Annotated in this window: 26 protein-coding genes, 1 tRNA gene and 1 pseudogene; 8 read left to right on the forward strand and 20 right to left on the reverse strand. The window is 70.1% G+C overall.

Annotation, left to right across the window (positions count from 1 at the left end; translation table 11 throughout):
- Position 1 precedes the first annotated feature (1 nt).
- The 3 genes and pseudogenes from arfB to G4G29_RS16040 all read right to left on the reverse strand — a co-directional run bounded on the left by arfB (position 2) and on the right by G4G29_RS16040 (position 1,646).
- A pseudogene (gene arfB / locus G4G29_RS16030) lies at positions 2 to 441 on the reverse strand (alternative ribosome rescue aminoacyl-tRNA hydrolase ArfB).
- A 55-nt stretch (positions 442 to 496) separates the two neighbouring features.
- Positions 497 to 572 (reverse strand) — tRNA-Met (locus tag G4G29_RS16035).
- An 87-nt stretch (positions 573 to 659) separates the two neighbouring features.
- Positions 660 to 1,646, reverse strand: coding sequence for a WYL domain-containing protein (locus G4G29_RS16040; RefSeq protein ID WP_183150793.1), 987 nt, complete (start codon positions 1,644 to 1,646; stop codon positions 660 to 662).
- A gap of 62 nt (positions 1,647 to 1,708) precedes the next feature.
- Here G4G29_RS16040 and G4G29_RS16045 point away from each other — a divergent pair, with 62 nt between their 5' ends.
- Both G4G29_RS16045 and G4G29_RS16050 read left to right on the forward strand, forming a co-directional pair.
- Positions 1,709 to 2,755: an ATP-binding cassette domain-containing protein gene (locus G4G29_RS16045; protein WP_183150794.1), complete on the forward strand. Its 1,047-nt coding sequence runs from the start codon at positions 1,709 to 1,711 to the stop codon at positions 2,753 to 2,755.
- The gene (locus tag G4G29_RS16050) at positions 2,752 to 3,531 is read left to right on the forward strand and encodes an ABC transporter permease (RefSeq protein ID WP_183150795.1); all 780 of its coding nucleotides are present in this window, start codon (positions 2,752 to 2,754) and stop codon (positions 3,529 to 3,531) included. Before G4G29_RS16045 ends, G4G29_RS16050 begins: the two co-directional genes overlap by 4 nt.
- Positions 3,532 to 3,745: 214 nt before the next feature.
- On the opposite strand, the gene G4G29_RS16055 is transcribed toward G4G29_RS16050, so the two are convergent.
- From G4G29_RS16055 to G4G29_RS16080, 5 genes are read right to left on the reverse strand one after another with little or no spacing between them, the layout of a single operon-like run.
- A complete protein-coding gene (locus G4G29_RS16055) occupies positions 3,746 to 4,420 on the reverse strand; it encodes a DUF6716 putative glycosyltransferase (protein WP_183150796.1) in 675 nt (224 codons plus the stop codon).
- A complete protein-coding gene (locus tag G4G29_RS16060) occupies positions 4,417 to 5,013 on the reverse strand; it encodes a DUF6716 putative glycosyltransferase (protein WP_183150797.1) in 597 nt (198 codons plus the stop codon). The genes G4G29_RS16055 and G4G29_RS16060 overlap by 4 nt, the downstream gene beginning before the upstream one ends.
- Entirely contained in the window at positions 5,010 to 5,882 is an 873-nt protein-coding gene (locus tag G4G29_RS16065) for an N-acetylneuraminate synthase family protein (RefSeq protein ID WP_183150798.1), read from the reverse strand. The genes G4G29_RS16060 and G4G29_RS16065 overlap by 4 nt, the downstream gene beginning before the upstream one ends.
- Entirely contained in the window at positions 5,879 to 8,491 is a 2,613-nt protein-coding gene (locus G4G29_RS22565) for a polysialyltransferase family glycosyltransferase (protein WP_244632090.1), read from the reverse strand. Before G4G29_RS22565 ends, G4G29_RS16065 begins: the two co-directional genes overlap by 4 nt.
- On the reverse strand, positions 8,488 to 9,471 hold the full coding sequence (locus G4G29_RS16080) for a glycosyltransferase family 2 protein (protein WP_244632091.1): 984 nt from the start codon (positions 9,469 to 9,471) through the stop codon (positions 8,488 to 8,490). Before G4G29_RS16080 ends, G4G29_RS22565 begins: the two co-directional genes overlap by 4 nt.
- Positions 9,472 to 9,877: 406 nt before the next feature.
- Here G4G29_RS16080 and G4G29_RS16085 point away from each other — a divergent pair, with 406 nt between their 5' ends.
- Together G4G29_RS16085 and G4G29_RS16090 are read left to right on the forward strand one after the other, a co-directional pair.
- Positions 9,878 to 10,819 carry a hypothetical protein gene (locus G4G29_RS16085; protein ID WP_183150800.1) on the forward strand — a complete coding sequence of 314 codons (942 nt, stop codon included), beginning with the start codon at positions 9,878 to 9,880 and terminating at the stop codon, positions 10,817 to 10,819.
- Positions 10,820 to 10,828: 9 nt separating this feature from the next.
- The gene (locus tag G4G29_RS16090; protein WP_244632092.1) at positions 10,829 to 11,185 is read left to right on the forward strand and encodes a DUF4229 domain-containing protein; all 357 of its coding nucleotides are present in this window, start codon (positions 10,829 to 10,831) and stop codon (positions 11,183 to 11,185) included.
- On the opposite strand, the gene G4G29_RS16095 is transcribed toward G4G29_RS16090, so the two are convergent.
- From G4G29_RS16095 to G4G29_RS16105, 3 genes are read right to left on the reverse strand one after another with little or no spacing between them, the layout of a single operon-like run.
- Positions 11,149 to 12,123: a 1,4-dihydroxy-2-naphthoate polyprenyltransferase gene (locus G4G29_RS16095; RefSeq protein ID WP_183150801.1), complete on the reverse strand. Its 975-nt coding sequence runs from the start codon at positions 12,121 to 12,123 to the stop codon at positions 11,149 to 11,151. The genes G4G29_RS16090 and G4G29_RS16095 overlap by 37 nt on opposite strands.
- Before the next feature lie 51 nt (positions 12,124 to 12,174).
- Positions 12,175 to 12,465, reverse strand: a complete 291-nt coding sequence (locus G4G29_RS16100) for a DUF4287 domain-containing protein (protein ID WP_183150802.1) — start codon at positions 12,463 to 12,465, stop codon at positions 12,175 to 12,177.
- A 14-nt stretch (positions 12,466 to 12,479) separates the two neighbouring features.
- On the reverse strand, positions 12,480 to 12,842 hold the full coding sequence (locus G4G29_RS16105; protein ID WP_183150803.1) for a cupin domain-containing protein: 363 nt from the start codon (positions 12,840 to 12,842) through the stop codon (positions 12,480 to 12,482).
- A gap of 57 nt (positions 12,843 to 12,899) precedes the next feature.
- Here G4G29_RS16105 and G4G29_RS16110 point away from each other — a divergent pair, with 57 nt between their 5' ends.
- Entirely contained in the window at positions 12,900 to 13,913 is a 1,014-nt protein-coding gene (locus G4G29_RS16110) for a DUF5937 family protein (protein ID WP_183152868.1), read from the forward strand.
- Here G4G29_RS16110 and G4G29_RS16115 read toward each other — a convergent pair whose 3' ends face one another.
- The gene (locus G4G29_RS16115) at positions 13,914 to 14,372 is read right to left on the reverse strand and encodes a winged helix-turn-helix transcriptional regulator (protein ID WP_183150804.1); all 459 of its coding nucleotides are present in this window, start codon (positions 14,370 to 14,372) and stop codon (positions 13,914 to 13,916) included. It abuts the gene before it with no gap.
- Positions 14,373 to 14,444: 72 nt separating this feature from the next.
- Here G4G29_RS16115 and G4G29_RS16120 point away from each other — a divergent pair, with 72 nt between their 5' ends.
- Both G4G29_RS16120 and G4G29_RS16125 read left to right on the forward strand, forming a co-directional pair.
- Positions 14,445 to 15,884: a DUF6421 family protein gene (locus tag G4G29_RS16120; RefSeq protein WP_183150805.1), complete on the forward strand. Its 1,440-nt coding sequence runs from the start codon at positions 14,445 to 14,447 to the stop codon at positions 15,882 to 15,884.
- Between the two features lie 128 nt (positions 15,885 to 16,012).
- Entirely contained in the window at positions 16,013 to 16,657 is a 645-nt protein-coding gene (locus tag G4G29_RS16125; RefSeq protein ID WP_345941099.1) for an SDR family oxidoreductase, read from the forward strand.
- 135 nt (positions 16,658 to 16,792) lie between these two features.
- Here G4G29_RS16125 and G4G29_RS16130 read toward each other — a convergent pair whose 3' ends face one another.
- Entirely contained in the window at positions 16,793 to 18,259 is a 1,467-nt protein-coding gene (locus G4G29_RS16130; RefSeq protein WP_183150806.1) for an MFS transporter, read from the reverse strand.
- Between the two features lie 55 nt (positions 18,260 to 18,314).
- Between G4G29_RS16130 and G4G29_RS16135 the strand changes: the two genes are divergently transcribed.
- On the forward strand, positions 18,315 to 19,382 hold the full coding sequence (locus G4G29_RS16135; protein WP_183150807.1) for a low specificity L-threonine aldolase: 1,068 nt from the start codon (positions 18,315 to 18,317) through the stop codon (positions 19,380 to 19,382).
- A 33-nt stretch (positions 19,383 to 19,415) separates the two neighbouring features.
- On the opposite strand, the gene G4G29_RS16140 is transcribed toward G4G29_RS16135, so the two are convergent.
- The 7 genes from G4G29_RS16140 to G4G29_RS22570 are packed head-to-tail and all read right to left on the reverse strand — an operon-like array spanning position 19,416 to position 24,524.
- The gene (locus G4G29_RS16140) at positions 19,416 to 20,015 is read right to left on the reverse strand and encodes an FCD domain-containing protein (protein ID WP_183152869.1); all 600 of its coding nucleotides are present in this window, start codon (positions 20,013 to 20,015) and stop codon (positions 19,416 to 19,418) included.
- A complete protein-coding gene (locus G4G29_RS16145; protein ID WP_183150808.1) occupies positions 19,999 to 20,136 on the reverse strand; it encodes a hypothetical protein in 138 nt (45 codons plus the stop codon). Before G4G29_RS16145 ends, G4G29_RS16140 begins: the two co-directional genes overlap by 17 nt.
- A 14-nt stretch (positions 20,137 to 20,150) precedes the next feature.
- Positions 20,151 to 21,593 (reverse strand): aldehyde dehydrogenase family protein, encoded by a 1,443-nt coding sequence (locus tag G4G29_RS16150; protein ID WP_183150809.1) that lies wholly within the window; start codon positions 21,591 to 21,593, stop codon positions 20,151 to 20,153.
- A gap of 1 nt (position 21,594) precedes the next feature.
- Positions 21,595 to 22,968, reverse strand: a complete 1,374-nt coding sequence (locus G4G29_RS16155) for a glutamine synthetase family protein (protein WP_183150810.1) — start codon at positions 22,966 to 22,968, stop codon at positions 21,595 to 21,597.
- Positions 22,965 to 23,729: a glucose 1-dehydrogenase gene (locus tag G4G29_RS16160; RefSeq protein ID WP_183150811.1), complete on the reverse strand. Its 765-nt coding sequence runs from the start codon at positions 23,727 to 23,729 to the stop codon at positions 22,965 to 22,967. Before G4G29_RS16160 ends, G4G29_RS16155 begins: the two co-directional genes overlap by 4 nt.
- A 22-nt stretch (positions 23,730 to 23,751) precedes the next feature.
- A complete protein-coding gene (locus G4G29_RS16165) occupies positions 23,752 to 24,258 on the reverse strand; it encodes a gamma-glutamyl-gamma-aminobutyrate hydrolase family protein (protein ID WP_244632093.1) in 507 nt (168 codons plus the stop codon).
- Positions 24,198 to 24,524: a gamma-glutamyl-gamma-aminobutyrate hydrolase family protein gene (locus tag G4G29_RS22570; protein ID WP_244632094.1), complete on the reverse strand. Its 327-nt coding sequence runs from the start codon at positions 24,522 to 24,524 to the stop codon at positions 24,198 to 24,200. Before G4G29_RS22570 ends, G4G29_RS16165 begins: the two co-directional genes overlap by 61 nt.

Raw genomic sequence — 24,524 nt, forward strand, 5'->3', positions numbered from 1 at the left:
GTCAGTCCTCGCGGGGGCGACGACGCAGGCTCTTGACGTCGGTGCGCCGCTGCTTCGCCTGCAGCCGACGCTCCTTCGACCCCCGACTCGGCTTCGTCGGCCGGCGCGGCGCGGCCGGGGACGCAAGGCCTCGGCCACCAGGGCGACCAGCCGATCTCTCGCGGCATCCCTGTTGCGCAGCTGTGCGCGGTGCTCGGAGGCGGCGATCGTCAGCACTCCTCCGACCAGGCGTCCGCTCAAGCGGTCGAGGAGGCGGACCCGCTGCGAGGGCGACAGTGCCGCCGAGTTCGCGGCATCCCACACCAGCTCCACGCGGGAGTCCGCCGTGTTCACCCCCTGCCCTCCGGGACCGGAGGACCGCGAGAAGCGCCACGACAGCTCCGCCTCGGGGATCGTCAGACCCGCCGAGACGCGCAGTCCTGGACGATGGGCGGAGGGCATACCTCCATCATCCGGCCTCGGAAGCACGAGGTCGACCCGCACCACCCGAGAGAGTTGGACGCGACGGCGGGAGTCGAACCCGCAACGCCATCAGGTATGAACTGAAGCCCGGGACCGCCCGGATCGCCGCGATGGGAATGACGTTACCCGGCCGTGACCTGACCCGCCAGGACCGTTGCCTGAGATAACCCTATGAGTCTGCGGATGACGCGTTCCGGTCACCCGAGGTCTTCCGGAGCGGGGGCGTCCAGCGCACGCCGCAGCCGCTCGACGGCCTCCCGCAGCTCGGAACGATGCGGGTCCGACAGCGCGACCGTGTACTCGACCCCTTCGGGGATCCAGAGCAGCGCATACATCGCCTCACGCCAGTCGGAGCCGCCGAAGGGCCACCGCGTCCGATCCTGTCCGGCGGCCGAGGCCCCCTGCGACCACGGCCCGAAGCGGTCCTGCATCTCGGCGAGGGGCAGGTCCATCACCGCTGCGGCCTCGACCTTCTGCGGCGACCACGACGACGCGATCAGCACGCGCTCCTCGATCTCCTCCTCGCTGATCTCCCGACGGGCGAACAGCACGCGCGTGTGCTCGACCGCGACGATGCGGTCGACGCGGAAGGTGCGCCAGTCCGCGCGATCGAGGTCCCAGCACAGCAGGAACCACTTTCGCCCGGCGGGAGCGAGCGCATGCGGCTCGACGCGACGGATGCTCTCGCGCCCTTCGCCGTCGACGTACCGGAGGCGCAGGCGCTCGGTGTCACGGGTCGCGAGAGCGATCTCGCCGAGCACCTCGGGTGAGACCACCGGCCCGTCCCCGATCCGCGGCGCCTGCACGGATGCGGCGAGCGCGTTCACCCGCTGACGCAGCGCCGACGGCAGAACCTGCTCGAGCTTGGCGAGAGCCGTGAGCGTGACATCGGGGCCGCCCACCAGTTGCTGGGTGGCGGCGACCCGGAGCCCGATCGCCATCGTCACGGCCTCGTCGTCGTTGAGCAGCAGCGGCGGCACCGCGCTCCCGGCCTCGAGCCGATACCCTCCGGCCGCTCCCGGCGACGACTCCACGCGGTATCCGAGGTCACGCAGCCGGTCGACATCGCGACGAACGGTGCGTTCGGTCACGCCCAGCCGCGTCGCGAGTTCTGTCCCCGGCCAGTGCCGGTGCGTCTGCAGCAGGTTCAGCAGTGCGAGTGCGCGGGAGGTGGTGTCGGTCATGCGCCTCAGAATGCCAGACATCGCGGACAGGATCTGTCCGCAGTGGTTTCTACGCTCTCCCCATGAACGATTCCCTCATCGAGACCGAAGGCCTGACCAAGGTCTTCACCGTCAAGAAGACGCCGGTCAACGCCGTGACCGACGTCTCCTTCACCGCCGTGCGCGGAGAACTCGTCGCCTTCCTCGGACCCAACGGCGCCGGCAAGTCGACGACTCTGCGGATGCTCACCACGCTCATCCCGCCCACCTCCGGAAGCGCGCGCGTGGTCGGGCACGACATCCACACCGACGCGGCAGGAGTCCGCGCCCGCATCGGGTACGTCGGTCAACTCACCAGCGGCAGCTTCTCGCAGCGTGTGCGCGACGAGCTGCTCAGCCAGGGCGCCTTCTACGGGATGTCGAAACGCGACAGCATCCGCCGCGCCGACGAGCTGATCGCCTCGCTCGACCTCGCCTCGTTCGCCTCGCGGACCGTGCAACAGCTCAGCGGCGGCCAGAAACGTCGACTCGACATCGCCCTCGGACTCATGCACGCGCCGCCGCTCATCTTCCTCGACGAGCCCTCCACCGGACTCGACCCGCAGAGCAGGGCCAACCTCTGGGAGCACATCCTCGATATGCGCACGCAGCACGGCACCACGGTCTTCCTCACCACGCACTACCTGGAGGAGGCCGACCGGTACGCCGAGCGGGTGATGGTCATGGACAAGGGACGCATCATCGCCGACGACGACGCCGCCTCCCTCAAAGCCACCCTCGCCGGCGACGTGCTGACCTTCGGCTTCGCGGATGCCGCAGAGGCAGCGAGCGCCCGCGCCGTGGTCGCCCGCCTGAGCGCTGCCGACGTCACCATCGACGGCCCCTCGGTCTCGCTCGCGGTGCCCGACGGCGACCGACTGCTTCCGGTGGTCGTGCGCGAGCTCGACGCCGCGGGCATCCAGGTCCGCCGCGCGACGGGCGTGCCGCCGACGCTCGACGACGTCTTCCTCGCCCTCACCGGTCGCACGCTGCGCGAAGCCGGCGAAGGGACGGATGCCGCGGAAGAGGCATCCGACACGGAGCCGGCACCCGCCGCCCCCGAACCCCGCACGACAGGAGTCCGCTCATGACCACCACCGACACGCTCGTGCGACCGAACCTCGCGCGCGACACCAGGAACGTCCTGAGCCGCGAGCTCAAGCCCGTGCTCCGCGATCCGTTCACCCTGATCTTCAGCCTGCTGCAGCCGCTCGTCTTCCTCGGCCTGTTCGCCCCGCTCCTCATCGGCGACTCGGGGCAGCCGGCCGGAGAGACCCTGGCCTGGTTCGTTCCGGGAGTGCTCGTGATGATCGTGCTCTTCGGTACCGGGGCGACCGGATCGAATCTGCAGTACGAGATGATGACCGGCTCTCACGAGCGCACACTCGTGGCCCCGCTCGCGCGCTCCTCCCTGCTGGTCGGACGTGCGCTGAAGGAGATCGCGCCGATCGTGGTGCAGGCGCTGGTGATCGTGTTGATCGCCTGGCCGTTCGGGTTCGCGGCCGACATCCCCGGTCTGCTCATCGGGCTGGCACTGCTCGCCGTGTTCGGGGTCGGCCTTGGATCACTGTCGTACTCCCTGGCACTCGCCACGAAGGATCGGGAGTGGCTGTTCTGGGGTGTGCAGCAGTCGCTGATCTTCCCCCTGCTGATCCTGTCGGGGATGCTTTTGCCCCTCGATGCGGCCCCCGACTGGATGCAGGTCGTCGCCTCGGTGAACCCCGTCAACTGGGTCGTGCAGGCGGAACGCGCGCTCTTCGCGGGAGACCTCGGTGACGCGACCGTGCTCTGGGGATGGGTCTCGGCACTCGCCGTCGCGGTCGTCGGCCTGGTCGTCGGGGTCAGGGCCATCCGTCGCAGCAGTTGAGACCTGCGCGAGTGCCGCCGCGACCGAGCCCGGGCGCGGCGGCACTCGCGAGTGCCGCCCGGGGTTGACCGGTGACGGGCGGACCCTTGAAGGCGGCTCAGCGCCGAAGAGAGTCGTGGAAAGGGTTGGGCTCGAGGGTGTAGTCGGTGGTGGGATCGGCCCAGGTGCCGCCGTCGGAGGGTGCCCGCCGCCCGCGCACGGCGGCGAGCGCGCGTCACCGGCGCTCCGATCGCGAGCGCCGTCGTGCCCCGCACCGTGCGGTCCTCGCCACCGAGGACGCTCGCCCGGTGCCAGGCCTCGTGCAGCGAACCGCCCCTGGCAGCCGCCACACGGCGCGCGGGAAGGGCCCCGAACGCCGCAGCGCCACGAGCCGCTCGACCCGCTCCCACCAGGTCGACTCCGCCTCGGGATGGAAGTAGTTGTCGCGCAGCCAGTCGGGATGCGGATGCCGGAACCGACCGGCGACGACCTCGCTGCGGCCGCCCAGCAGACCACTGCCGACGAACACCGTGTTCAGCAGGCTCTTGCTCACGCCGAACGAGTCGAGGGCGATCACGGGCACGCCGAGGGCGGTGGCCTCGATCGCGGCCGTGGAGCTGACGGTGACCAGACCGGCAGCGGTCTCCAGCGCCGTGGCCATCGGCTCGTACGAGTAGACGAGGTTCTGCGGTCGGCGATGCGGCAACAGGTCCTGGTAGGGCTCGCGTTCGAGGTGCGTCTCCGACTCGCCCGGCCGGGACCGCAGCTTCACGACGACGCGGCGACCCGGCTCGGCCTGCGCCGCACGGACGAGCGTGGCCGCGATCTCGGCGCGCTCCGCACGGGTCGCGGGAACCAGTGCCTGTGCGGCGAACACGATGTCGGTCGCGGGCGGCCGCACCGGAGTCATGGGGCCAGGATGTTCGGCGACCGCGACACCTCCGCCTCCCCGACGACCGCTTCCACACGGACCCGCTCCGGTCGCAGCATCCGCTGTCGCCGTCGGGCGAACGGGAGGGTCGCGAGCGCCGTCGGCACCTGCACGCCGATGCGTCGGCCGAGCTCCTCGAACGCCCGCACCTCGCGATGCGAGTGGAGGATCAGCAGGTCGGTGTACCTGCGGTAGTCGAGTGCACCGCGTTGCGCGGGGATGGCCATGCCGGGAAGCCCGGAGACGGTGACCGGCCGGTGCTCCAGCGCATCGATCATCCGTCCCATCAGTCGCACGAACGGGCCGCGACCGGCGAGCACGACCACATCGGGGCGCTGCCCTGCGAGCCAGCCGGCCGCTTCCGCGAACGAGACGCGGGTCACGTCGTCCGGCCCGAGAGCCGTGCCGGCGAGGGCGGTCCGCTCCTGCGCGGCGCTGACCGTCAGCGGGGTGCGTACGAGCAGCAGGTGCGGCCGCAGACCGGGGACGGTGCCCAGCAGCGCCGCCGACCACTTCACGAACGAGTCGGCGTCGGCGATCGCGACGACCCGGATGCCCGCGGCGTCCGTCATGCGGGTACGCGGCGGAGTTTCGCCATCGGGGCCTGCTCGCTGTCGAACACGCGCTTGACCCCGTCGCCGACGGCGCGCTCGATCACTCGGATGTCGCGGACCAGGTGCTCGAGACCCGTCGGCTCGAGCGATGCCGCGTGATCGGAGCCCCACATCGTGCGGTCGAGGGTGATGTGCCGTTCGACCGCGACGGCCCCCATCGCCACTGCCGCGAGGGAGATCTGCAGGCCACGCTCGTGTCCGGAGTAGCCGACAGGGATGCCGGGATACCGGTCGCGGAGCGTCGCGATCACGCGCAGGTTCGCCTCCTCCGGCTCGAGCGGGTAGGTGGAGGTCGCGTGCATCAGCACGACACGGTCGGTGCCGAGCGTGTCGAGCGCGCGGTCGATCTGGGCGATGGTCGACATCCCCGTGGAGAGGATGACGGGCTTACCGGTCTCGCGGAGAGCGAGCAGCAGCTCGGTGTCGGTGAGGCTGGCGGAGGCGACCTTGTGCGCGACCACGTTCAGGTCTTCGAGGAACTCGACGCTGGGGACGTCCCACGGCGAGGCGAACCAGTCGAGTCCGAGCATCGTGGCGTGGTCGCCGATCGCGACGTACTCGTCGTGGCCGAACTCGACGCGGCGACGGTAGTCCAGGTAGCTCATGACACCCCAGGGCGTCTCCCGGGGCACGTCACGCATGTGCTCCGGCGTGGAGATCTCCGGCGTGCGCTTCTGGAACTTCACGGCGTCGGCGCCCGCGCGGGCCGCGACGTCGATCAGACGCTTCGCGATGTCGACGTCGCCGTTGTGGTTGAGGCCGATCTCGGCGATGACGTAGGCCGGGCGGCCGCCGCCGATCACTCGCGAGCCGATGCTGACAGTCATGGTTCCTCCGGTCGTCCAACGCGGGTGCGATCCCCTCCCTCCTGACTACGGGCCGAGGGTGAACGCCGGGCGAAGACCGGGTTACCGATGTCGGTCAGCTCGACAACACCCGTTCGATCAGCTCGCACGGCGCCGTCGCCACCACGACGCCGCAGCACGACCCTGGCCTCCTCGCGCACGAGGGGATGCGCGTCGGCGACGGCGACCGGCCACCCCACGATCCGCATCGCCGGCAGATCGTTCACGTCGTTGCCGAGGTAGGCGATGTCGGCGAGAGCCACCTCGTTCTCCCTGGCCCAGTCGCGCAGAGCCGTCTCCTTGTCGTCGATGCCGTGCAGCACGGGCACGCGGAGCTTGGTGGCACGGGCACGGACGACGGGGTTGACCTCGGTCGAGAGGATCAGCAGCGGGATGCCGGCACGACGCAGCAGCGCGACGCCCATCCCGTCCTCGCGACTGACGCGCACCCGTTCGCCGCCATCCGCGTCGATGATCGCGGTGTCGTCGGTGTGCACGCCGTCGAAGTCGGTGACGACGGCGTGCACCGGGATCGGCTGCGGCGACTCGTACAGGTGTGCCAGCGCCCTGGCGATGCGGAGCTGTTCGGCATCATCGATCTCGATCGCGGTCCACTCCGGCACCGCCGCGATGCGGATCCGACCGAAGAAGCGATGCCTGTGCGTACGGAAGCCCTCGGCACGGAACACGTAGAACGCGCCGGTCTCGAGATAGTGCGGCTCTCGATCCTGTCGGCGTGGCCGCCGGTCGGCCTCATGGTTGACGGCCTCCGCCGAGCGCTCTTCCCCCTCTCGCCAGAGGAAGCCATAGGTCTCGTGCGCGGAGAAGACGCTGTCGGCGCGGTCCGCCCGCACCTCGTCGACGGCCGCGGAGAGCGCCTCGCTCGGGATGAACGGCGACGTCGCCTGCAGGAAGGCCACGGTCTCGACCCGGAGACCCGCCGTCTCGAGCTCGTCCAGCGCGTGCAGAAGCGCGCTCTCCGAGGTCGCGGTGTCGCCGGACAGCTCGGCAGGGCGACGGACGACCCGCGCCCCGGCCGCCGCCGCGACCGTCGCGATCTCGTCGTCGTCGGTGGAGACCACGACCAGATCGATGCCGGCCGCCGTCGCCGCCGCCCCGACCGCCCGCGCGACCAGGGGAAGGCCACCGACCCGCTGCAGGTTCTTGCGGGGCACCTGCTTCGAGCCGCCGCGTGCGGGGATGATCGCCACCGTGAGGGGCCCGTGCTCGTCCATGTCCTGCATCCTCGTCATCGTCCTCGTATCGCGCGCCAGGCCTGCCCGACGCGTCGCCGCGCACCCAGGGCGTTGAGGCGCCACTCTCGACCCTGCCCACTCCGCCGGCCGGACGCAACGCACGGCGCAGCGCACTCTCCGTCGGCGCGCCGGGCAGCTGCAGTTCGGCGAGGCGACGCGGGGGAAGTATCGATCCCGTTCCCGCGGGTCGAGTCCGCGCAACAGCTGCTCCGCACGGCCGCGCAGGTGTCCGGCGATCACGGGCTGCATCGCATACCCGACCGCGTCGATCAGCAGCTGCAGTCGAGCAGGATCCGCGTATGGCGACGCCTCGCGCGTGAGGGCGTCGACCAGGACCGCGGGGATCCGATTGCTGTTCTCGTACGGCGTCAGCGCCGCCAGCACTGTCTCGCTGCCCGCGGAGCCGATGGCGCGACCGAAGAGAGTCTGCACGGTGGGGAGCGCCGTCGAGAAACCGGCCACGACGGCCAGGGCATCGAGGCGTTCGGCGAGCAGCTCCGCCGCCAGCGGGCCCCGGTATTCGACGAACTCGACACCGTGCGCGACCGCCTGCGCGCGCACCGCCGCGGTCACGAGGGGAGGCGCCGCCGGGTGCGGCTTGAAGACGATCCGCTCCGGCGACCACCGCACCGCACGCTCGATCAGCCGACCCTGGAGATCGATCTCCTGCGCACGCGTCATCAGCCCGAGCGCCGAAAGGTACTGACCGAGCACGAGCACGGTCGTCGCTGCACCCTCTCCATCGACGGGATCGCCGGGGTCCGTCTCGTGCAGCGCCGCGGCGAAAGACGCCGACGACACCGGCACGACCTCGGCGCGAGGGGAACCCACCAGAGGCCGCACACCCGGCACGACGTCGGCATGCACGACACGTTCGACACGCGCGGCGACCGGGTACGGCAGGCGTACCCGCATCGGCGAATACGTCATGAGCCCGTCTCCGATGACCGTGATCCGCGCGTGGGGGAACACCGTCATGAGCGTGCGGGCCGGCGCGACCTGCGGGCTCTGCACGAACAGCTCCAGCTCGCGCGGATCGAGGCGCCATGCGCGGGCGAGCAGCCGCTCGAGCAGGGGCAGGTCGCCGTCGGCCGGCTCCCACGAGCTCGGATGCACCGGGCCGAGCAGCTCCTCCAAGGGCTCCATGCGATCGAATCGGCCGCGCAGCGATGCCAGCACCGGATCCTCGCCGATGCCGGTGGCGGTCTCGGGCACCCGCGACGAGGTGAACGGCACGAGCAGCCGCTCGACACCGGAACCGAGAAGGCCCTGGTCGATCGCGGCGGCTGCCGTGGCGAGTCCATAGGCGCTGTGGAGCGCGAAGACCTGCGTCACGATGCTCGTCCGGCTTGACGGAGGATGCGAGCGAGCACCCGGCGCCGCGATCCGTCGAAGCGCGCCAGCACAGACGCGACCTCGGCGGCGGGGAGCCGGTGGAGCATGTCCCTGATGCCGGAGCGCATCTCGGCCCGCACGCGCGGGGCCATCCGCCGCGCCCGCACCAGGTGATGGGAGCTGAGCGCGAGCGCGGTCCACACGACCTTCGGCAGGAAGCGCTCGACGCGTCGGGGTCGCGCTCGACCACGGCGATGACCTCGTTCATCGCTCGGGCGAAGTCGAGCTGCCGCCTGTCCCTGACCTGGGTGAGGGAGGTGCCGACACCCCGCCGATACAGCAGCGCGGGCGCGTCGACCACCGCGAACGACTCCGTCTGCAGGTGCAGCCGCCAGATCCAGGGGCGGTCCTCTGCCGTGAACAGCCCCCTCGGGGAAGTCGGCCAGACCGCGGTCGATCAGGCGGCGGTGGAAGATCCCCGCCCACGCGTAGGGGTAGTCGACCATGGTGGACTCGGTCTCGGGCAGGATCGCCTCCCGGGGCGGCATGACCCGCTCGCGCCAGGGGCTCGGCGCACGTACGAGCGTCCGCTGCATGCCGGTGACCCTGACATGATCGGTGCGGAGGAAGTCGGCATCCGATTCCCGCAGCCGCGACGCCAGCACCTCGAGCCGTCTCGGCTGCATCCAGTCATCGCCGTCGACGAAGCAGAACGCATCGCCCTCGACATGCGCGAGGCCCTGGTTGCGTGCCGTCGCGAGACCTCGTGCCGTCGGGTTGCGCACCACCTCGGCATGCGGAAACCGCTGTGCGTACTGCCGCATGAGCATGCCCGTGTCGTCGCGGGACCCGTCGTCGATGGCCACGAGCTTGAGCGCGGACGCATCGTCGAACTGTCGCGTGAGCGTCTCGAGCGTCGTCCCGATGTACTCGCCGGCGTCCTTGGCGGGAAGGATGACGGTGACGAGGGGTGTGCGCACGGAACTCCTGGGGCAGACGGTGTCCGGGCATCGTGCCAGGCGTTCGTTGCCGGACGGCATCGCGGAGGTGAACGACCGGTGTCGGCGGACGGCGCGCCCCCGAAGACAGACTGAGGTGTGACCCCGTACCCGAACGGGGCCACACCTCCCAGTGCATCGCACTGCCGAACGCCTGACGTTCGGGGAAAGGGATCGCCGATGACGATCCCCTCCGTCTCGAGTTCCGCTGACCCCCATCAACGGACCTCGCGACGATCTCGTCGCCGCGCCCATCCCCCAGAGATGGTCGCGGCGGCACGGTAACATGATACATGTCAGAAGCTGTGAGTCTGAACGAATGCCGACAGTGCGCGCGTCGCCGCACGGCAGGTTCGCGCGAAGGCCGCATGTCGGCGACGATGGGAGCATGCTGTGGCCCTTCGGATCGACCTGGCGCCCGGTGCGGCAGAAGAGACGCGACACCGTCGATCTGCGTTGGCTGAGCGCCAGGACCTGGACCAGGCGCTGGTACCCGCAGGGCATCGATCTGGGCGAATGGCAGGGGCGACGGACTCTGGCCGTGAGCTGGTTCCGGCAGGATCTCGCCGGGACGCACCTGGCCTCCCGTGTGACGCTCGTCGACCTCGAGCGCTCGCGGCACCTGGACATCCTGCTCACCGTCCCTGGCGACGGCGACGGCGACGGCGATGGGGACGAGCTCGAGCCCGCGCCGATCCACGCCGGCGGACTCGCCTGGTTCGAAGACAGGCTCTTCGTCGCCGCGACGCGACGCGGCATCTGGGAGTTCGACCTGTCCGACATCCGCACGGTGCGCGGAGCCGTCGCCCAGCGCCTCGCCGGCGCGCGTCCACGCGGCGGGCGGACGACCGCCCTCGTCGCCGTGCGCACCCGCGTGCATGCGGTCCCCTGCGCTGCTCGTACCTGGGGCGGGTGTTCGACGACGCAGGCACCCTCTGCCGCGCGTCCTCATCGGCGAGTACCTCCGGGACGACACCGGGAGGATCGGCGAGTTCACGATTCCCGACGCCGGGAGCGCGGGATTCGCCGAAGAGGATGTCTTCACCCCGGGAATCGCGCAGATGCAGGGCGCCGTCCGCTGGGCGGACCGCTACTTCGTGTCGCAGTCGGATCATCTGCGCCCCGGCGCCCTGTGGAGCGGTCGACGCGACGCGCTGCTCAGGGAGCGCATCCGTTGCCGGTCGGGTGCGAGGATCTGGCGCTCGACCTCGACGCCGGACTCCTCTGGTCTCTCGGCGAGCACCCCTGGCGCCGGGTGGTGCGCGGCATCCCGCTCGCGCGACTGGGCGTCGACGGCGGGCACACAGAGTCGACCGAGAGGCGAACGTAGACTGGAGGGGTGAAGAAACCCGCGCCGATCCTCGTCTACACCGTGCTGCGGCTGCTGGCGTTCCTCGTTCCGCTCGCGATCCTCTGGGTGTTCTTCCCGATCTTCCGGGAATTCTGGTGGCTCGCCGCGATCTTCGCCGCGCTCATCGGCATGAGCATCTCGATGCTGTTCCTGCGCACGCCGCTCACCGACGCCTCCGCGCGACTGCAGGAGCGCCGCGAGAGCCGCACCTCGGGCGGCCAGGCCGATGCGGATGCCGAGGACCAGGCGATCGACGACACGAGCACGTCCGTCGACGAAGACCCCGGTCCTGACGGTTCGGCTCGGACTCAGCCGACGAACGCCCAGAACAGCGCGCCGGCGTAGAGCAGCGCCGTCAGCGATGTGAGCGCGAGCGCGGTGACGAGTTCCTTCGGCTGGCGGTAGGTCCAGACGATGAGGATCGCGGGCAACCCGGCGAGGAGCGCCAGCAGCGAGAGCCACGCGATCGGGAACAGCAGCGCGAGGAACACCGCGATCGCGAACGGAGCGAGCACGAAGAGTGTGAACAGCACCTGCGTGGCCCGACGGCCGATCAGCACCGTGAGGGTGCGCTTGCCGACCTCGCGGTCCTGATCGATGTCGCGCAGATTGTTCGCCAACAGCACGGCGCATGCGAACAGACCGGCCGCGATCGCCCCGAGCCAAGCCTGCTGCGGCAGTTCGAACGCCTGCACCCAGGTGGTGCCGAGGGTCGCGACGAGTCCGAAGAACACGAACACGAACACCTCGCCCAGCCCGTAGTAGCCGTACGGTCGCTTGCCCCCGGTGTAGAACCAGGCGGCGACGATGCACGCGGCTCCGACGGCGAGCATCCACCACTGCCCCGTGCGCACCACGATCGCGAGTCCGACCAGTGCCGCGAGCGCGAAGAACACCAGCCCGATGACCAGCACCGTGCGCGGCGCCACCCGCCCTGACGCGGTGAGTCGCGCGGGCCCGACGCGGTGGGCGTCGGTGCCGCGGATGCCGTCGCTGTAGTCGTTCGTGAAGTTCACGCCGATCTGGAGCAGCACCGCGACAGCGAGGCACGCGAGCGCGATGACCCAGTGGAACTCGGGTCCTGTGCTGCGGGCGGCGCCCGTGCCGATGACCACCGGGGCGATCGCGAGCGGCAGGGTGCGCAGGCGCGCCGCCCCGATCCAGTCGGACACCGTGACCGGCCCCGCTTCGACGACCGGACGCTTCGCGGGGTTGCCGCTGGTGCGGGCCGGGGTGCGCTTCGCGCTCGGGGTCTTCTTCTTGCGCTGTGAGGATGCTGCCACCCACGGAATCCTAGTGGCCGCACCGATGGCCGACCTCCGCGGGCCGCGGGATCAGGTGTTCGGGTTGCTGTCCTTGCCGTCGAGCCAGAGCGTGTTCGACGCATCGCCGTGCGCTCCGCCCGTGCCGACGTGCTTGTCGCTGATCTGCGGACCCTTGGTGATCACGTGCACGAGCGCCATGGCGTGCCCCTGACCGAGCTGGTAGTCCTCTTTCAGCCACGCGACGATGGGCGCAGCCTTGGTCGTCTGGTCGAACCCCTTCTCGGTGGCGCGTTCGATGAACTGCCGCGGAGTGAGGCCGGTCTTGGTCTCGATGTTGTCGAGGTATGCCTGGAAGGACATGTGTGCTCCTGTGCTCAGTCTTCGTCGAGGAAGGTCTGGATGATGGTCGCGGACGCGTGGATGCCGATGATCGTGAGGACGCCGTCACCCACGTTGGTGAAGCGGTGCGGGACGTAGGCGGGACCGGTCGCGGTGTCTCCAGCCCTGGCGACCAGAGTCTCGTCGCCGACGGTGATCGCGGCGACACCCTCGATCACCACCCAGGTCTCAGGATAGGGATGCCAGTGCAGTCCCGGACCCTCGCCCGGGTGGTTCTCCACGAAGAAGTAGGAGACGGCGGCGCCATGGTCCGCCCCGACGAACCGGCGACTGCGACCGGAGCCGATCCGGATGTCACCCGCGGCGACGACCACGGAGGGAGATGGTGTGCTGTTCATGGCTTCAGTCTCGACAGCCTCACGGACAGTCCCTAGAGTTTCGATGTGGATCGAAACATGCCGCCGATCGAGGGCGTCGAGCATCCCGACCACCGCGTCGAGTTCCACCTGAGCCCCGGCGACATCGAGGCCGTGCGGTTCGGCGTCTCCCCCGGTCACGAGCTGGCGCACGCGGTACGGGCACTCCGGCGCCCTGCCGCCAACCCGCTGCAGTGGGGATGGCTTCGGACGGTGCGCGACAGGCTTCCGCGTGACGACTTCGCGCTGCTGTCGACCGTGATCGGCGACGACGGCTACCTGCCCGACTTCCTGACGACCGCGCCGCGCTGGGACCTGACTCCGGAGGCCGAGCTCGAGGGACTGCGCGCCACGCCTGTCGAACCGATGCGCGTCGACTTCGGCAAGATGGTGCTGCGCTCGACCGGAGCCCGGCAGCAGGCGCTTCGCGAGATGCAGGCGCGTCCGGTGCGGGCACGCGCGATGATCGCCGACGCCTGGGCCGGGGTGTGGGATGCCGCGCTCGCCCCGGTATGGCCGCAGCTCGAACGCCTGCTGCGAGCCGACATCGCGGTCCGCGCCCAACGGATCGCGACCGGAGGCATCGCCGGGATGGCCGGAGAGCTGCACCGGCAGGTCACCTGGTCGGAGGGCGCGGTGCGGGTCTCGCTGCGGCGCCACAGCGAACAGGTCGACTGCCGGGGAAGCGGCCTGGTGCTGGCCCCCTCTGTCATGTCCTCCTGGGGTTGCATGGTGCTGACCGAGCCTCCGGCGCAACCCACCCTGTTCTACCCGGCCCGCGGCGTCACCGCGGGGTGGGCCAGGGACACGGCCGACATCGCCGATGCTCTCGGCGCCCTGCTGGGACCAGCCAGAGCGGGGATCCTGCTCCGAGCGGGTACCGCCAGGACGACATCGCAGGTCGCCCGGGATGCCGGCCTCGCAGTATCGACCGCGTCGCATCACCTCGCCGTGCTCCGCGGAGCAGGGCTGGTCGCGAGCGAGCGCGCCGGCACCAGGATGCTGCATCTGCGCACCCCGCTGGGCGAGGCGGTGGTGGGCGCTGTGCTCTGACTACTCGGCCGAATCCACCGGGATGATCGGGCGGTGCTCGTAGTAGGTCTGCAGCACCACGGTCGTACGGGTGCTGACGTTGGCGGCGAGGCGCACATCACGGACGAGTTCCTCGAGCGCCCGCGGTGACGCGACACGGACGAACAGCATGTAGCTGGCGTCGCCGGCGATGGAGTGGCAGGCCTCGATCGCCGCGAGATGTTCGAGGAGGTCGGGGGCGTTGTCGGGCTGCGCTGGGTCGAGCGGGGTGATCTCGATGAAGGCGGAGAGCGGAGTGCCCACCTGCTCGGGGTCGAGGATCGCGCGGTATCCGGAGATCACTCCCCTCGTCTCCAACCTGCGCAGACGCGACTGCACCGCGGAGACCGATAGCCCGACGGCGTCGGACAGCTGAGAGAGGGTGGCGCGGCCGTCTCGGGAGATCGCGGCCAGGATCGCGCGGTCGACAGAATCATCCATAGCTGTAAGATTATCGTCAGGATTCCGTTTATGCAGGAATCTTTCCGTTGAATACTCCGATCGGAGGTCCCGATGTCCCTTCTTTCCGCCAACAGTTCCGCTGTTCAGGCCATCGTCGGCGAACCCGAGGTCGTCGAGGATGCGTCGACCGCTGAGCAGTCCGCCGCGTGGGCGCAGCTCAAAGACGCCGCGATCGCGATCCGAGAGATGCAGATCAAGGACGGCTCGATCCCGGATGCCGCGCACCACGCCGCCGCCCGTGACCTCGTCGGCGCCATCACCGCCGGTATCCGCGCCCTCGCCCCGGCCTTCCCGCATGACGCGGAGTACCTCGCCACTTCCGTGGTCGACTTCGATCGGTGGGCATCCGAGGACTTCGGCGTGCCGGACTTCCTCGACTCGCTGATGGCCTTCCAGCCGCAGCAGAACCGGGTCGACGGCATCCGCCACCTCGTCGTCTTCCCGATGTACACGCAGAACGGCTCGAGCGACCGCCTGGTCGAAGCTCTGATCGTCGAGACGATCTGGCCCGAGTTCATCGCGGCTCTCGAAGCCGGCGACTACGGCAACAAGCTGTTCGTCTCGCTGCGACTCGTCGACTTCACGCCCGGCTACGACACGAACTCGGCCGTGCTGTTCCCCGAGACCGTCGCGATGCGCGAGATCCCGACCTTCACCTGGGGGGCGATCTTCCAGGACCGTGAGGCGGCCCGCTACCGTCGCGTGGTGCGCGCCGCCGCCGAGATCACGAACCTCGACCTGCCGGAGCGCGCTGCGGCGATGCTCGACGACCAGCAGGTGGCCGAGAAGACCTTCGTGATGTGGGACATCATCCACGACCGCACCCACATGCGCGGCGACCTCCCGTTCGACCCGTTCATGATCAAGCAGCGGATGCCGTTCTTCCTCTACTCGCTCGAGGAGATGCGCTGCGACATGACGGCGTTCCGCGAGTCGGTGAAGATCGAGCGCGCCCTCGCGGCGCGCATCGAGGCCGGCGAAGAGCTCACCGCGACCGAGCAGGAGATGCACGACTACGCGCACCTCGTGCAGTACGCCGTGATCTTCGACCGCATCTTCCGCTTCGCGATCACGGGCACCCGGACGCGCAACTACGACGCGGTCGGCGGGCAGCTGCTGTTCGCGTGGCTGCACCAGCGCGGCGTGCTGCACTGGACCGACACCGCCCTGGCGTTCGACTGGGAGAACGTGCCGGACGCCGTGGTGGCCCTGGGCGACGCGATCGACGACCTGTACTGGCACTCGATCGACCGCCCGAAGGTCGCGCACTGGCTCGCGGCATACGAGCTCGTCCGCGGCACCCTCACACCTCATCCGGCATCGCAGTGGGCTCGCGGCCTGTCGGACGAGATCCTCGCCGGAGCGCCGAAGGGCTACACGGACGCGGTGATGGACGACGAGTTCCCGCTGTCGATGTTCTTCGAGACCCTCGACAAGAAGATGAAGCCGGTCATCGAGTCGACCGTCGGCATCCGCGGCACGGACGACTGACCAGTGCGCGCATCGCGCGCGCTCCCGATGTGACGCTGGGGCGCACCGCGCTGCGGCCGGAACCTGTTCTGCGGACTCTTCCGCCGGTTTCGGCCGCAGACGCCCCTCGATCCGGAAGAGTGGAGCACATGGCTGCACACACCGACGAGAGACTCTCCGACCGCACCGTGCTCCTGGCGGGTGCGACCAGCGCGTCCGGCCTGGCCGCGACGCGCGCACTCGTCGCCGCAGGCGCCCACGTCGTCGCGACCGGCCGTTCGACGCACCGGCTGCAGGAGCTGGCGGACGCCGGCGCACAGGTGGTGGTCGCGGACGCGACCTCGCTCGAGGAGATGACGGCCCTGGCCCAACGGATCGACGCGGTCGACGCGGTGATCCCGCTGGTCGGCGGGTGGCGCGGCGGGGGCGGCCTCGCGGGGCAGTCGGACGAGGACTTCGCCGCACTGCTGCCGGCGCTCGACGCCGTCCGCGCGACGAGCCGGGCGTTCGACGACGCACTCCGCGCATCCGGTGCAGGGCGGTTCGCGATCGTGTCGTCCACCGCGGTCGGTCGCCCCCTCGCCGGAGGGGCGAACTATGCCGCGGTCAAGGCCGCGAGCGAGGCGTGGGCCAGGGCGGTCGCCCAGGGCTACACCAAGGCTGCGCGGGATGCCGCCGAACCGCTGCGCGCCGCGGCCGTCGTGTTCCGCGCCAAGACTCTCGATCCCGAGGCGCTGGCCGCCCGCATCCTCGCGCTGTGGATGACGACGCCGCCGCCCTCAACGACCGGGTGATCGACCTCGACTGAGCACGACCGCCCTCCGGTCACCCCGCGTGGCCCGACGATCAGCCGAGGGCGCGACGATCCGCGGACGCCATCCCGCGAAAACCTCGGGGAATGGTCGTGGCCTCGGCGAATCGTCCGTCGCTCAGCGGGACTCGGGGGGCATGCCAGGGACGACCGGCGGGGCGTCACTCCGTCGGATGCGGTCGGACGGAGATGACGACTCCTCTTCGACCCCTGCACCGGAATCGCCGTGGTCGTCGCCCTCATCGCTCGTCTCGCCGTGGTCGACGTCCTGCTCCGGCGCCTCGGCGTACAGCTCGGTGAGCTTGCGGTACGAACGCGTGAAGAACGCCAGCGTGGCGGCCACGACCATGATCAGTCCGGCGAACAGGCAGATGAGCGCGATACCGCGGGCTTCGCCTTCGCCCAGCAGCCAGCCCCACTGCTGCCGCCCCGCGGAGGTGTTCATGTACGGGATGATCAGGAACTCGGCGATGGGCGCGATCAGGAACGCCGTGATCGGCGCCGCCGCGGCCTCCATCGCCGCCGCCACACCGAACACGCGACCCTGCCGCTCGAACGGCACCACCTTCTGGATCACCGTCTGCTCGGCGGCCTCGACCGGAGGCACGAGCGCCATGTAGGCCCACATGCCCACGACATACAGCGGCCACCACTCGCGCAGCATGAACACCGACCCCAGCAGCCCCATGGCGATGACGACGAGCAGCATGGTGCGCATGGGCTTGGGCCCGAGGCCGAACTTCGCCACGAGGCCGCCGCCGATCAGGAATCCCGTCGAGGCGAAGGCCAGCGCGAAGCCCCACGTCTGCGCATCGAAGAGCGTCAACCCGTACGGGTCCATGAGCGCCATGTAGACGCCGCCGATGAGGTTGTTGAACGTCGAGAAGATGATCAGCGCGAACAGGCCTGGCGCAAGCCGGATGGCCCGCACGCTGCCGCGGAAGTCGAGGGCGCTCGACGCATCGGGGTCGGGCTGCGGCGTCCCCTCCGGAATGCGGATGAACAGCAGGTGCGCGAACGTCAGCGCCATCGCGGCGATCGCGATCGCGAGCGTCCACCCCATCCCGAGGAAGCCGATGGAGAGCCCGGAGAACACGCTCGTCACGAGGAAGGCGATGCCCTGCACGGTGCCGACCAGACCGTTGGCGTTGGCGCGCTTCTCTTCGGGGATGAGCAGCGTGACGGTCGTGGACAGCGCGATGTTGCGCAGCTGCTCGATCACTCCGCCGAACAGGATCACGCCGGAGAACACCCAGAACCACGGCCCGCCCAGATCGAGCAGAGCCGCCTCGGGCTGCCACAGATACAGCACGCCGGCGACGAGGAAGGCGACAGCCGAGATGACGCTCGAGATCACCATGACGGTGTGCTTGCGGTTGCGGTCGACGATCGTGCCGAAGGCCATGGCGAAGAACGCGACGAACAGCATGTAGGCGCCGCCGATGACCCCCGTCGCCAGCACGGACTGCGTCTCGATGTACACCCAGAACGTGAGGGCGAACCAGAGGAAGCTCGTCGTCACGTTCGCGATGAGCGTGTTGACGAGGACGTTGCCGAAAGCCCTCTTCGCTGCGGTGCGCTCCATGGGTTCGAGGGTAGGGCGGGCCGGGGACATCCGGTAGGGCAATTAGGCTGGGGAGGTGAGCATCCAGCATGATCCCGCGATCCGCGGCTTCGCCAGTGACAACTACTCCGGAATCCACCCCGAGGTCCTCGCGGCCATCGCCGCCGCGAACGGCGGGCACCAGAGCGCATACGGCGAGGATGCCTACACCGTCCGCCTGCAGGAGGTCTTCCGGGCGCACTTCGGCGACGACGTCGAGGCGTTCCCCGTCTTCAACGGCACGGGTGCGAACGTGACCGGCCTGCAATCGATGCTGCCGCGCTGGGGCGCGGTCATCGCGGCGTCCACCGCGCACATCAACGTCGACGAGGCGGCCGCGCCCGAGAAGATCGGCGGGTTCAAGCTGCTCACCGTTCCCACCGACGACGGCAAGCTCACTCCCGAGCTCATCGACCGGGAGGCATGGGGCTGGGGCGACGAGCACCGCGCCCAGCCGCTCGTGGTCTCGATCACCCAGTCCACCGAACTCGGCACCGTGTACACCGCCGAGGAGATCCGCACGATCGCCGACCACGCGCACGAGCGCGGCATGAAGCTGCACCTCGACGGCGCACGTCTGTCGAACGCGGCCGCCGCCCTCGACCTGCCGCTTCGGGCGTTCACCCGGGACGCCGGGGTCGATGTACTGACCTACGGCGGGACCAAGAACGGCGCCATGCTCGGCGAGGCGATCGTCGTGCTGAACCCCGGTGCCGCAGACGGACTGAAGTTCTCGCGCAAGTTCAACATGCAGCTCTCGTCGAAGATGCGCTTCGTGTCGGCACAGCTGATCGCGCTGCTCGAGGGCGACCTGTGGCTGCGCAACGCCCGGCACGCGAACGCCATGGCGGCCCGACTGCGCTCGGAGATCGAGGACGGCATCGCAGACGGATCGATCCGGGGCGTCGAGTTCACCCAGCCCACGCAGTCCAACGGCGTCTTCGCGACGCTGCCGGAAGGCGTCGCCGACAAGCTCCGCGACGTGTTCCGCTTCTACGACTGGGATGCCGCCCGCCGCGAGGTGCGCTGGATGTGCGGCTTCGACACGGAGGAGTCCGACGTCGACGCGTTCGTCGCCGAGCTCTCCAAGCTCACCACCGCCTGAGCGCTCACCACGGCCTGAGCTCAGACCCGGCGGTCAGGACTCCACGACGCGGGTGAACTCCTCGCGCGTGGTGTGCAGGTGTGCGCGCATCGCGGCATCCGCGGCCTCGGCGTCGCCGCGGCGCACCGCATCCAGGATCTGCTCGTGCGCGTGCCAGCTCGACTCCTTCACGAAGTCGAAGCTCATGAGGTCGACCGGCTCGAACATCCGCACCCTGGCCTCCTCGACCGCATCCCGCACGAACGAGTTGCCCGACGCCTCGGCGAGCGCGATGTGGAAGTCGGTGTCGGCGATGCGCGACTCCGCCTTCGTGACCGCGTCCGCGAGGTCGCGCTGCGCCTGCGCCATGGCCTCGAGGTCGGCGTCGCTGCGACGCGTCGCGGCCAACGCCGCCCCACCGGACTCGACGATCGCACGGAACTCGGTGAGCTCCCCGATCTCGGCCGACCGGGTGCGCACCTCTTCGCGGATGAGCCTCGGATCGAGCGCGGCATCCTGCACGAACGCCCCGCCGGACGCCCCGCGCGAGATCACGATCTGACCGCTCCCCTCCAGGATGCGCAGCGCCTGCCGCAGCGTCTCGCGCGAGACCCCGAGCTGCTCGGCGAGCTTCCGCTCAGGGGAGGCGGTCACCCGGTCGGATGCGACCGAGCGCCATCTCGCGGCGGAGGAACCCGGCGACGGCCTGGTACCCGGACACGGGCTGGAGCACGGCACGGGAGAAGTCGTGCGGCGCGTCGTCACGCTCGCTCATCCGTGCTCCTCCGATCACAGGGGAAGTCCGGGGCGGTCCCGCCCCACGACCTGCTTCCCCACGAAGAAGTCAAGCACATCGGCGTCGCCGTGCCCGCCAAGGCCGCTCGCCCCGAAGAAGCTCTGCGCCGAGTCTGGGGCCATGTCGAGCACACTCGTGCCGTTGACCTTGACCTCGCCGGCGATGAGTCTCTCGCCCAGTGCCGCAGCGGCCGGTTCATCCGCACCGAACACGTAACCGGCGAGTCCGACCTGACCGGTGTTCGCGAGGGCGACCGCCTCGTCTTCGTCGGCATATCCGCCCACGAGGAGCATCGGCCCGAACACCTCGTCCGGGAGACCGGACCCGTCGAGCACCGCCACGGTGGGCTCGAAGAACCATCCCCGCGTCGGCACCTGCGACACCTGCAGCACCTCGGCACCGGAAGCAGCCAGCCGCTCGCGCTGCGCGATGAGTTCGTCTCTGCGCGCCGCGAAGGCCACGGGACCGACCTCCGTCGTCTCGTCGATGCTCGACCCGATCGTGCGGCGTCCGAACTCGGCGATCAGGCGTCCCGCGAGTTCGTCGCGGCGCTCGCGGTCGACCAGCACCCGGCGCGGCGCCTCGCACCACTGGCCGGAGAGCTTGAGGACGCCGTCTGCCAGCGACCTCGCCGCCTGATCCAGGTCGGCATCCGCGCGGACGATCGCGGCGTTGTTCGAACCCAGTTCCAACTGCAGCCGGGCGAAGCGCGGGGCGGCCGTCGCGGCGATGGCACGACCGGTCGGCGTCGAGCCCGTCATCGAGATGGCTGCGATCCGCTCATCCGCCACGAGGGCGCGACCGACACCGCCGCTGCCCTGCACGAGGCCGACCACGCCGTCGGGGATGCCGGCCTCGTGCACACCCTCCAGCAGCAGCTGGGCGCTCCAGGGCGAGAACGACGAGGGCTTGAGCACGACCGGGGCTCCCGCGGCGAGCGCGAACGCCGTCTTCTTCACGGCCATCGCGCTCGGGGCGTTCCACGGCAGGATCAGAGCCGTCGGACCCCATGGCACTCGACGAAGACGCACACCGCCCTGGTCGGACGGCAGCTCGCGCACATCGCCGACCGCGACCGCCCGCCGCGCCGCGTCTCGGAGCGTCGCACCGTTCGCCCCGCCGAAGAGCCGGGTGACCGCGATCGGCACCCCGCTGTTGAGGGCGTCGAGGTGTGCGATCTCCTCGGCGCGCTCGTCGAGCCAGTCCGCGAGGGCCGTGAGTTTCTCGGCCCTGCGCTCCGGAGCGAGGCCGCGCCACCGCGCGTCGTCGTGCGCCTCCTGTGCGGCCGCCACCGCACGATCGACCTGGTCGAGCGAGCTCGATGCCGAGGCCGCGAGCGCCTCGCCGGTGTTCGGGTCGAGCAGCCAGGTGCCGTCGCTCTCCGGGCTCTCTTCGGCGACGCCGCCGATCCAGGTGCGCAGGGCGGGGTAGGTCATGTCAGATCCGATCGAAGTAGCGGTGCAGGTCCCAGTCCGTGACGCGAGACATGAATGTGCTCCACTCGTGGTCGAGGAGCACCTGCTGGTGCGAGATGAGTTCGGGGGCCAACAGGTCCTGCACGAGCGGGCTCTCGACGAACAGGACGCTCGCCCGCCGAGGATCCGTCGGCATGGCGTCGTCACCGGGCAGGTCGTAGGCGCTGCCGACCACGGCGTCGCCGAGCACGGTCTTCTTCTCCATACCGTCGCGGGCCGAGGCCAGGACTCCGGTGAGGGTGAAGTACGGATTGGTGTCGGCGCCGGGCAAGCGGAACTCGAAGCGCAGCGCCTTCGCGGAATGCCCGACCACACGCACGGTCGTGGTGCGGTTGTCGAACCCCCAGGTGCGCCCGCTCCCTGCCACGTCGGAGGAGTTGCTGCGCCGATAGGAATTCACGGTCGGCGCGTACCAGGCCATCAGCGCGGGTGCGTGCTCCAGGGCGCCGGCGATCGCCGACCGCATCCGTCCGCTGAGGCGATCCGATGCCGACTCGTCCCAGAACACGGCGGTGCCCTCGTCGTCGACGAACGACACATGCACGTGGCATGAGGAGCCGGGCTGGTCGTTGAGAGGCCGGGCCATGAACGTCGCCGACATGCCGGCGCGCGCCGCGGTGTCGCGCACCGCCAGTTTGTACAGCGCGTGCCTGTCGGCCATCTCCAGGGGATCGCCGTACTCGAAGGTCATCTCCCACTGCCCGAGTCCCCATTCGCTCTGCGCGGCCTCGACGAGGATGCCGCTCGCGCGAAGGTCGGAGCGCAGCTTCTGGAAGAACGGCTCGTAGAGGTTGCCCTCGTGGATCATGAAGTCCGACGGGGTGAGAGTCGTCGGATCGAGGTCGCGGAAGCCGGAGCGTCGCAGCTCCCGAGGGTCGTTGCGGAACAGGTAGAACTCCAGCTCGGTGCCCGCGAGCGGGGTGAGCCCGAGCTCCCGGATCCGCGCCAGCTCCTGCTTCAGGATCACGCGAGGTGAGATGGGCATCGGCTCGTGCGTGTGCACGTCGACCGGGTCGGCGAGGCAGATCGCGACACCCTCGAGCCAGGCCGCGGGGCGGAGCGTCTCGAGGTCGGGGATCAGCGTGACGTCCGGCACCCCGTTGTGCATGCCGCACAGCGCGAACCTGTTCGCATCGATCAGCTCGAGTCCCTGATCGATGTCCCACGCCCAGGCGCACGTGCAGATGTCGACGCCGTTCTCGACCACGCGACCGAAGCCTTCGACCGGGATGCGACGGCCGACCAGCCGGCCCTGCATGTCGGGCGTGGCCACGATGACCGTGCGGATGCCGGCCGCCTCCAACTCGTCGGGCGCGAGGCGCACATCGTCGATCATCGCGTCAGCCACCCTCCGTCGACGGGGAGCTGGATGCCGTCGATCCAAGACGCCTCATCGCTGAGCAGCCAGGATACGGCGGCGGCGATGTCGGAGGGCAGGCCGACGCGGGGCACGAGCAGTCGCTGCTTCATGAACTCCAGCGCCTCGTCGCTCGTGACGCTCTCATAGTCGAAGAAGTCGGTGGCGATGGGGCCCGGGGCGACGCAGTTCACCCGGATGCCCTTCGCCGCGAGCTCCACAGCGAGGGCCTTGGTGAGCATGGGGACGCCGCCCTTGCTGGCGTTGTAGTGCGGCTGCGCGGTGCCGGTGCTCGTCACGACGACCAGGGCCTCGACGGTCGACAGGTTCACGATCGCGCCTCCGCCGGACGCGGCGATGAGCGGCGCGACCTCCTGCGCGACGAGGAACTGCCCCTTGAGGTTGATGTCGAAGACGAAGTCCCAGGCCTCCTCGGTGAGGGTCTCGAACGAGTGCTCCGTGACGACTCCGGCGTTGTTGACGAGCAGGTGCAGCGAGCCCCACGTCTCGCGGGCGAGGTCGACCGCCGCCCGGATCTGCTCCCGCGAGCGCACGTCGACCACGGCCGAGATCGCGCTGCCCCCGGTCGCCTCGATCAGGCGCACGGTCTCGGCCGCCCCCTCGGCGGAGACGTCGGTGACGAGGACGCGCGCACCCTCGCTCGCCAGACGGAGCGCCGTCTCGCGTCCGATCCCGGAGCCCGCTCCGGTGAGGAAGGCGTTCTTCTCTGCGTGTCGCATTTCTTCTCCTGTTCTGCGTCGCCTAGGCGACGTTCTGCGTCTGGGAAGCGGCGCCGTGCGCCGCATATGCCTGTGCCCGGTCGACCAGCCACCCGAAGATCGGGTCGCCGTCGAACGTCTCGGGATGCCACTGCACCCCGACCACCGGACGCCCCTCGAGCTCGATGGCCTCGACCACCCCGTCCGGCGCCCAGCCGGTCACGATCACGCCATGCCCCGGCACGTCGACCGCCTGATGGTGGAACGAGTTGACGCGTGTGCTCTCGCCGTAGAGCGCGTGTGCCACGCTGCCGGCGGAGAGTCTCACCTCGTGCACACGATGCGCGCGAGGGTAGGCGTAGGAGCCGTGCGACTCGCCCTCGCCCGGAGCGAGATGCTGGCGCAGCGTGCCACCGCGGACGACGTTGAGCAGCTGCGCGCCGCGGCACACCCCGAGGAGCGGGAGCCCGCCCTCGATCGCGGCCTCGATCAGCCCGGCCTCGAACGCATCACGCTGCGGATCGACCAGCGGGGTGAACGGACCGGGCACCTGTCCGTACAGGCGGGGTCGACGTCGTCGCCTCCGACGATCACGACGCCGTCGAGTCGTTCGACGAGCTCGGCCGGTTCGGCGTCCATCGGCAGATGCACGGGGAGGCCGCCGGCGCGGAGCACCGAGGTCGCATACTCGCTGAGGTACGCCTCGAGCGGTGCGTCGGCGAAGCCGTGCGGTGCGCCGATCGCGGCGCCGCGCAGGCGTCGTCCGGAGACGCCGATCAGGGGGCGGGGCAGGGCGGGGGTGTTGATGATGTCCAT

This window comes from Microbacterium sp. Se63.02b (assembly GCF_014171575.1).
Taxonomy (GTDB): Bacteria; Actinomycetota; Actinomycetes; order Actinomycetales; family Microbacteriaceae; genus Microbacterium.

Bases quoted from the DNA above. Each gene is read 5' to 3' on its own strand.
- G4G29_RS16085 (WP_183150800.1), top strand. From the start codon at position 9,878: ATGCTGTGGCCCTTCGGATCGACCTGGCGCCCGGTGCGGCAGAAGAGA.
- G4G29_RS16155 (WP_183150810.1), bottom strand. From the start codon at position 22,968: ATGATCGACGATGTGCGCCTCGCGCCCGACGAGTTGGAGGCGGCCGGC.
- G4G29_RS16065 (WP_183150798.1), bottom strand. From the start codon at position 5,882: ATGACTGTCAGCATCGGCTCGCGAGTGATCGGCGGCGGCCGCCCGGCC.
- G4G29_RS22570 (WP_244632094.1), bottom strand. From the start codon at position 24,524: ATGGACATCATCAACACCCCCGCCCTGCCCCGCCCCCTGATCGGCGTC.
- G4G29_RS16050 (WP_183150795.1), top strand. From the start codon at position 2,752: ATGACCACCACCGACACGCTCGTGCGACCGAACCTCGCGCGCGACACC.
- G4G29_RS16040 (WP_183150793.1), bottom strand. From the start codon at position 1,646: ATGACCGACACCACCTCCCGCGCACTCGCACTGCTGAACCTGCTGCAG.
- G4G29_RS16110 (WP_183152868.1), top strand. From the start codon at position 12,900: ATGCCGCCGATCGAGGGCGTCGAGCATCCCGACCACCGCGTCGAGTTC.
- G4G29_RS16125 (WP_345941099.1), top strand. From the start codon at position 16,013: ATGGCTGCACACACCGACGAGAGACTCTCCGACCGCACCGTGCTCCTG.
- G4G29_RS16060 (WP_183150797.1), bottom strand. From the start codon at position 5,013: ATGACGGACGCCGCGGGCATCCGGGTCGTCGCGATCGCCGACGCCGAC.
- G4G29_RS16150 (WP_183150809.1), bottom strand. From the start codon at position 21,593: ATGACCTACCCCGCCCTGCGCACCTGGATCGGCGGCGTCGCCGAAGAG.
- G4G29_RS16160 (WP_183150811.1), bottom strand. From the start codon at position 23,729: ATGCGACACGCAGAGAAGAACGCCTTCCTCACCGGAGCGGGCTCCGGG.
- G4G29_RS16105 (WP_183150803.1), bottom strand. From the start codon at position 12,842: ATGAACAGCACACCATCTCCCTCCGTGGTCGTCGCCGCGGGTGACATC.
- G4G29_RS16045 (WP_183150794.1), top strand. From the start codon at position 1,709: ATGAACGATTCCCTCATCGAGACCGAAGGCCTGACCAAGGTCTTCACC.
- G4G29_RS16100 (WP_183150802.1), bottom strand. From the start codon at position 12,465: ATGTCCTTCCAGGCATACCTCGACAACATCGAGACCAAGACCGGCCTC.
- G4G29_RS16120 (WP_183150805.1), top strand. From the start codon at position 14,445: ATGTCCCTTCTTTCCGCCAACAGTTCCGCTGTTCAGGCCATCGTCGGC.
- G4G29_RS16115 (WP_183150804.1), bottom strand. From the start codon at position 14,372: ATGGATGATTCTGTCGACCGCGCGATCCTGGCCGCGATCTCCCGAGAC.
- G4G29_RS16145 (WP_183150808.1), bottom strand. From the start codon at position 20,136: ATGAGCGAGCGTGACGACGCGCCGCACGACTTCTCCCGTGCCGTGCTC.
- G4G29_RS16055 (WP_183150796.1), bottom strand. From the start codon at position 4,420: ATGACTCCGGTGCGGCCGCCCGCGACCGACATCGTGTTCGCCGCACAG.
- G4G29_RS16130 (WP_183150806.1), bottom strand. From the start codon at position 18,259: ATGGAGCGCACCGCAGCGAAGAGGGCTTTCGGCAACGTCCTCGTCAAC.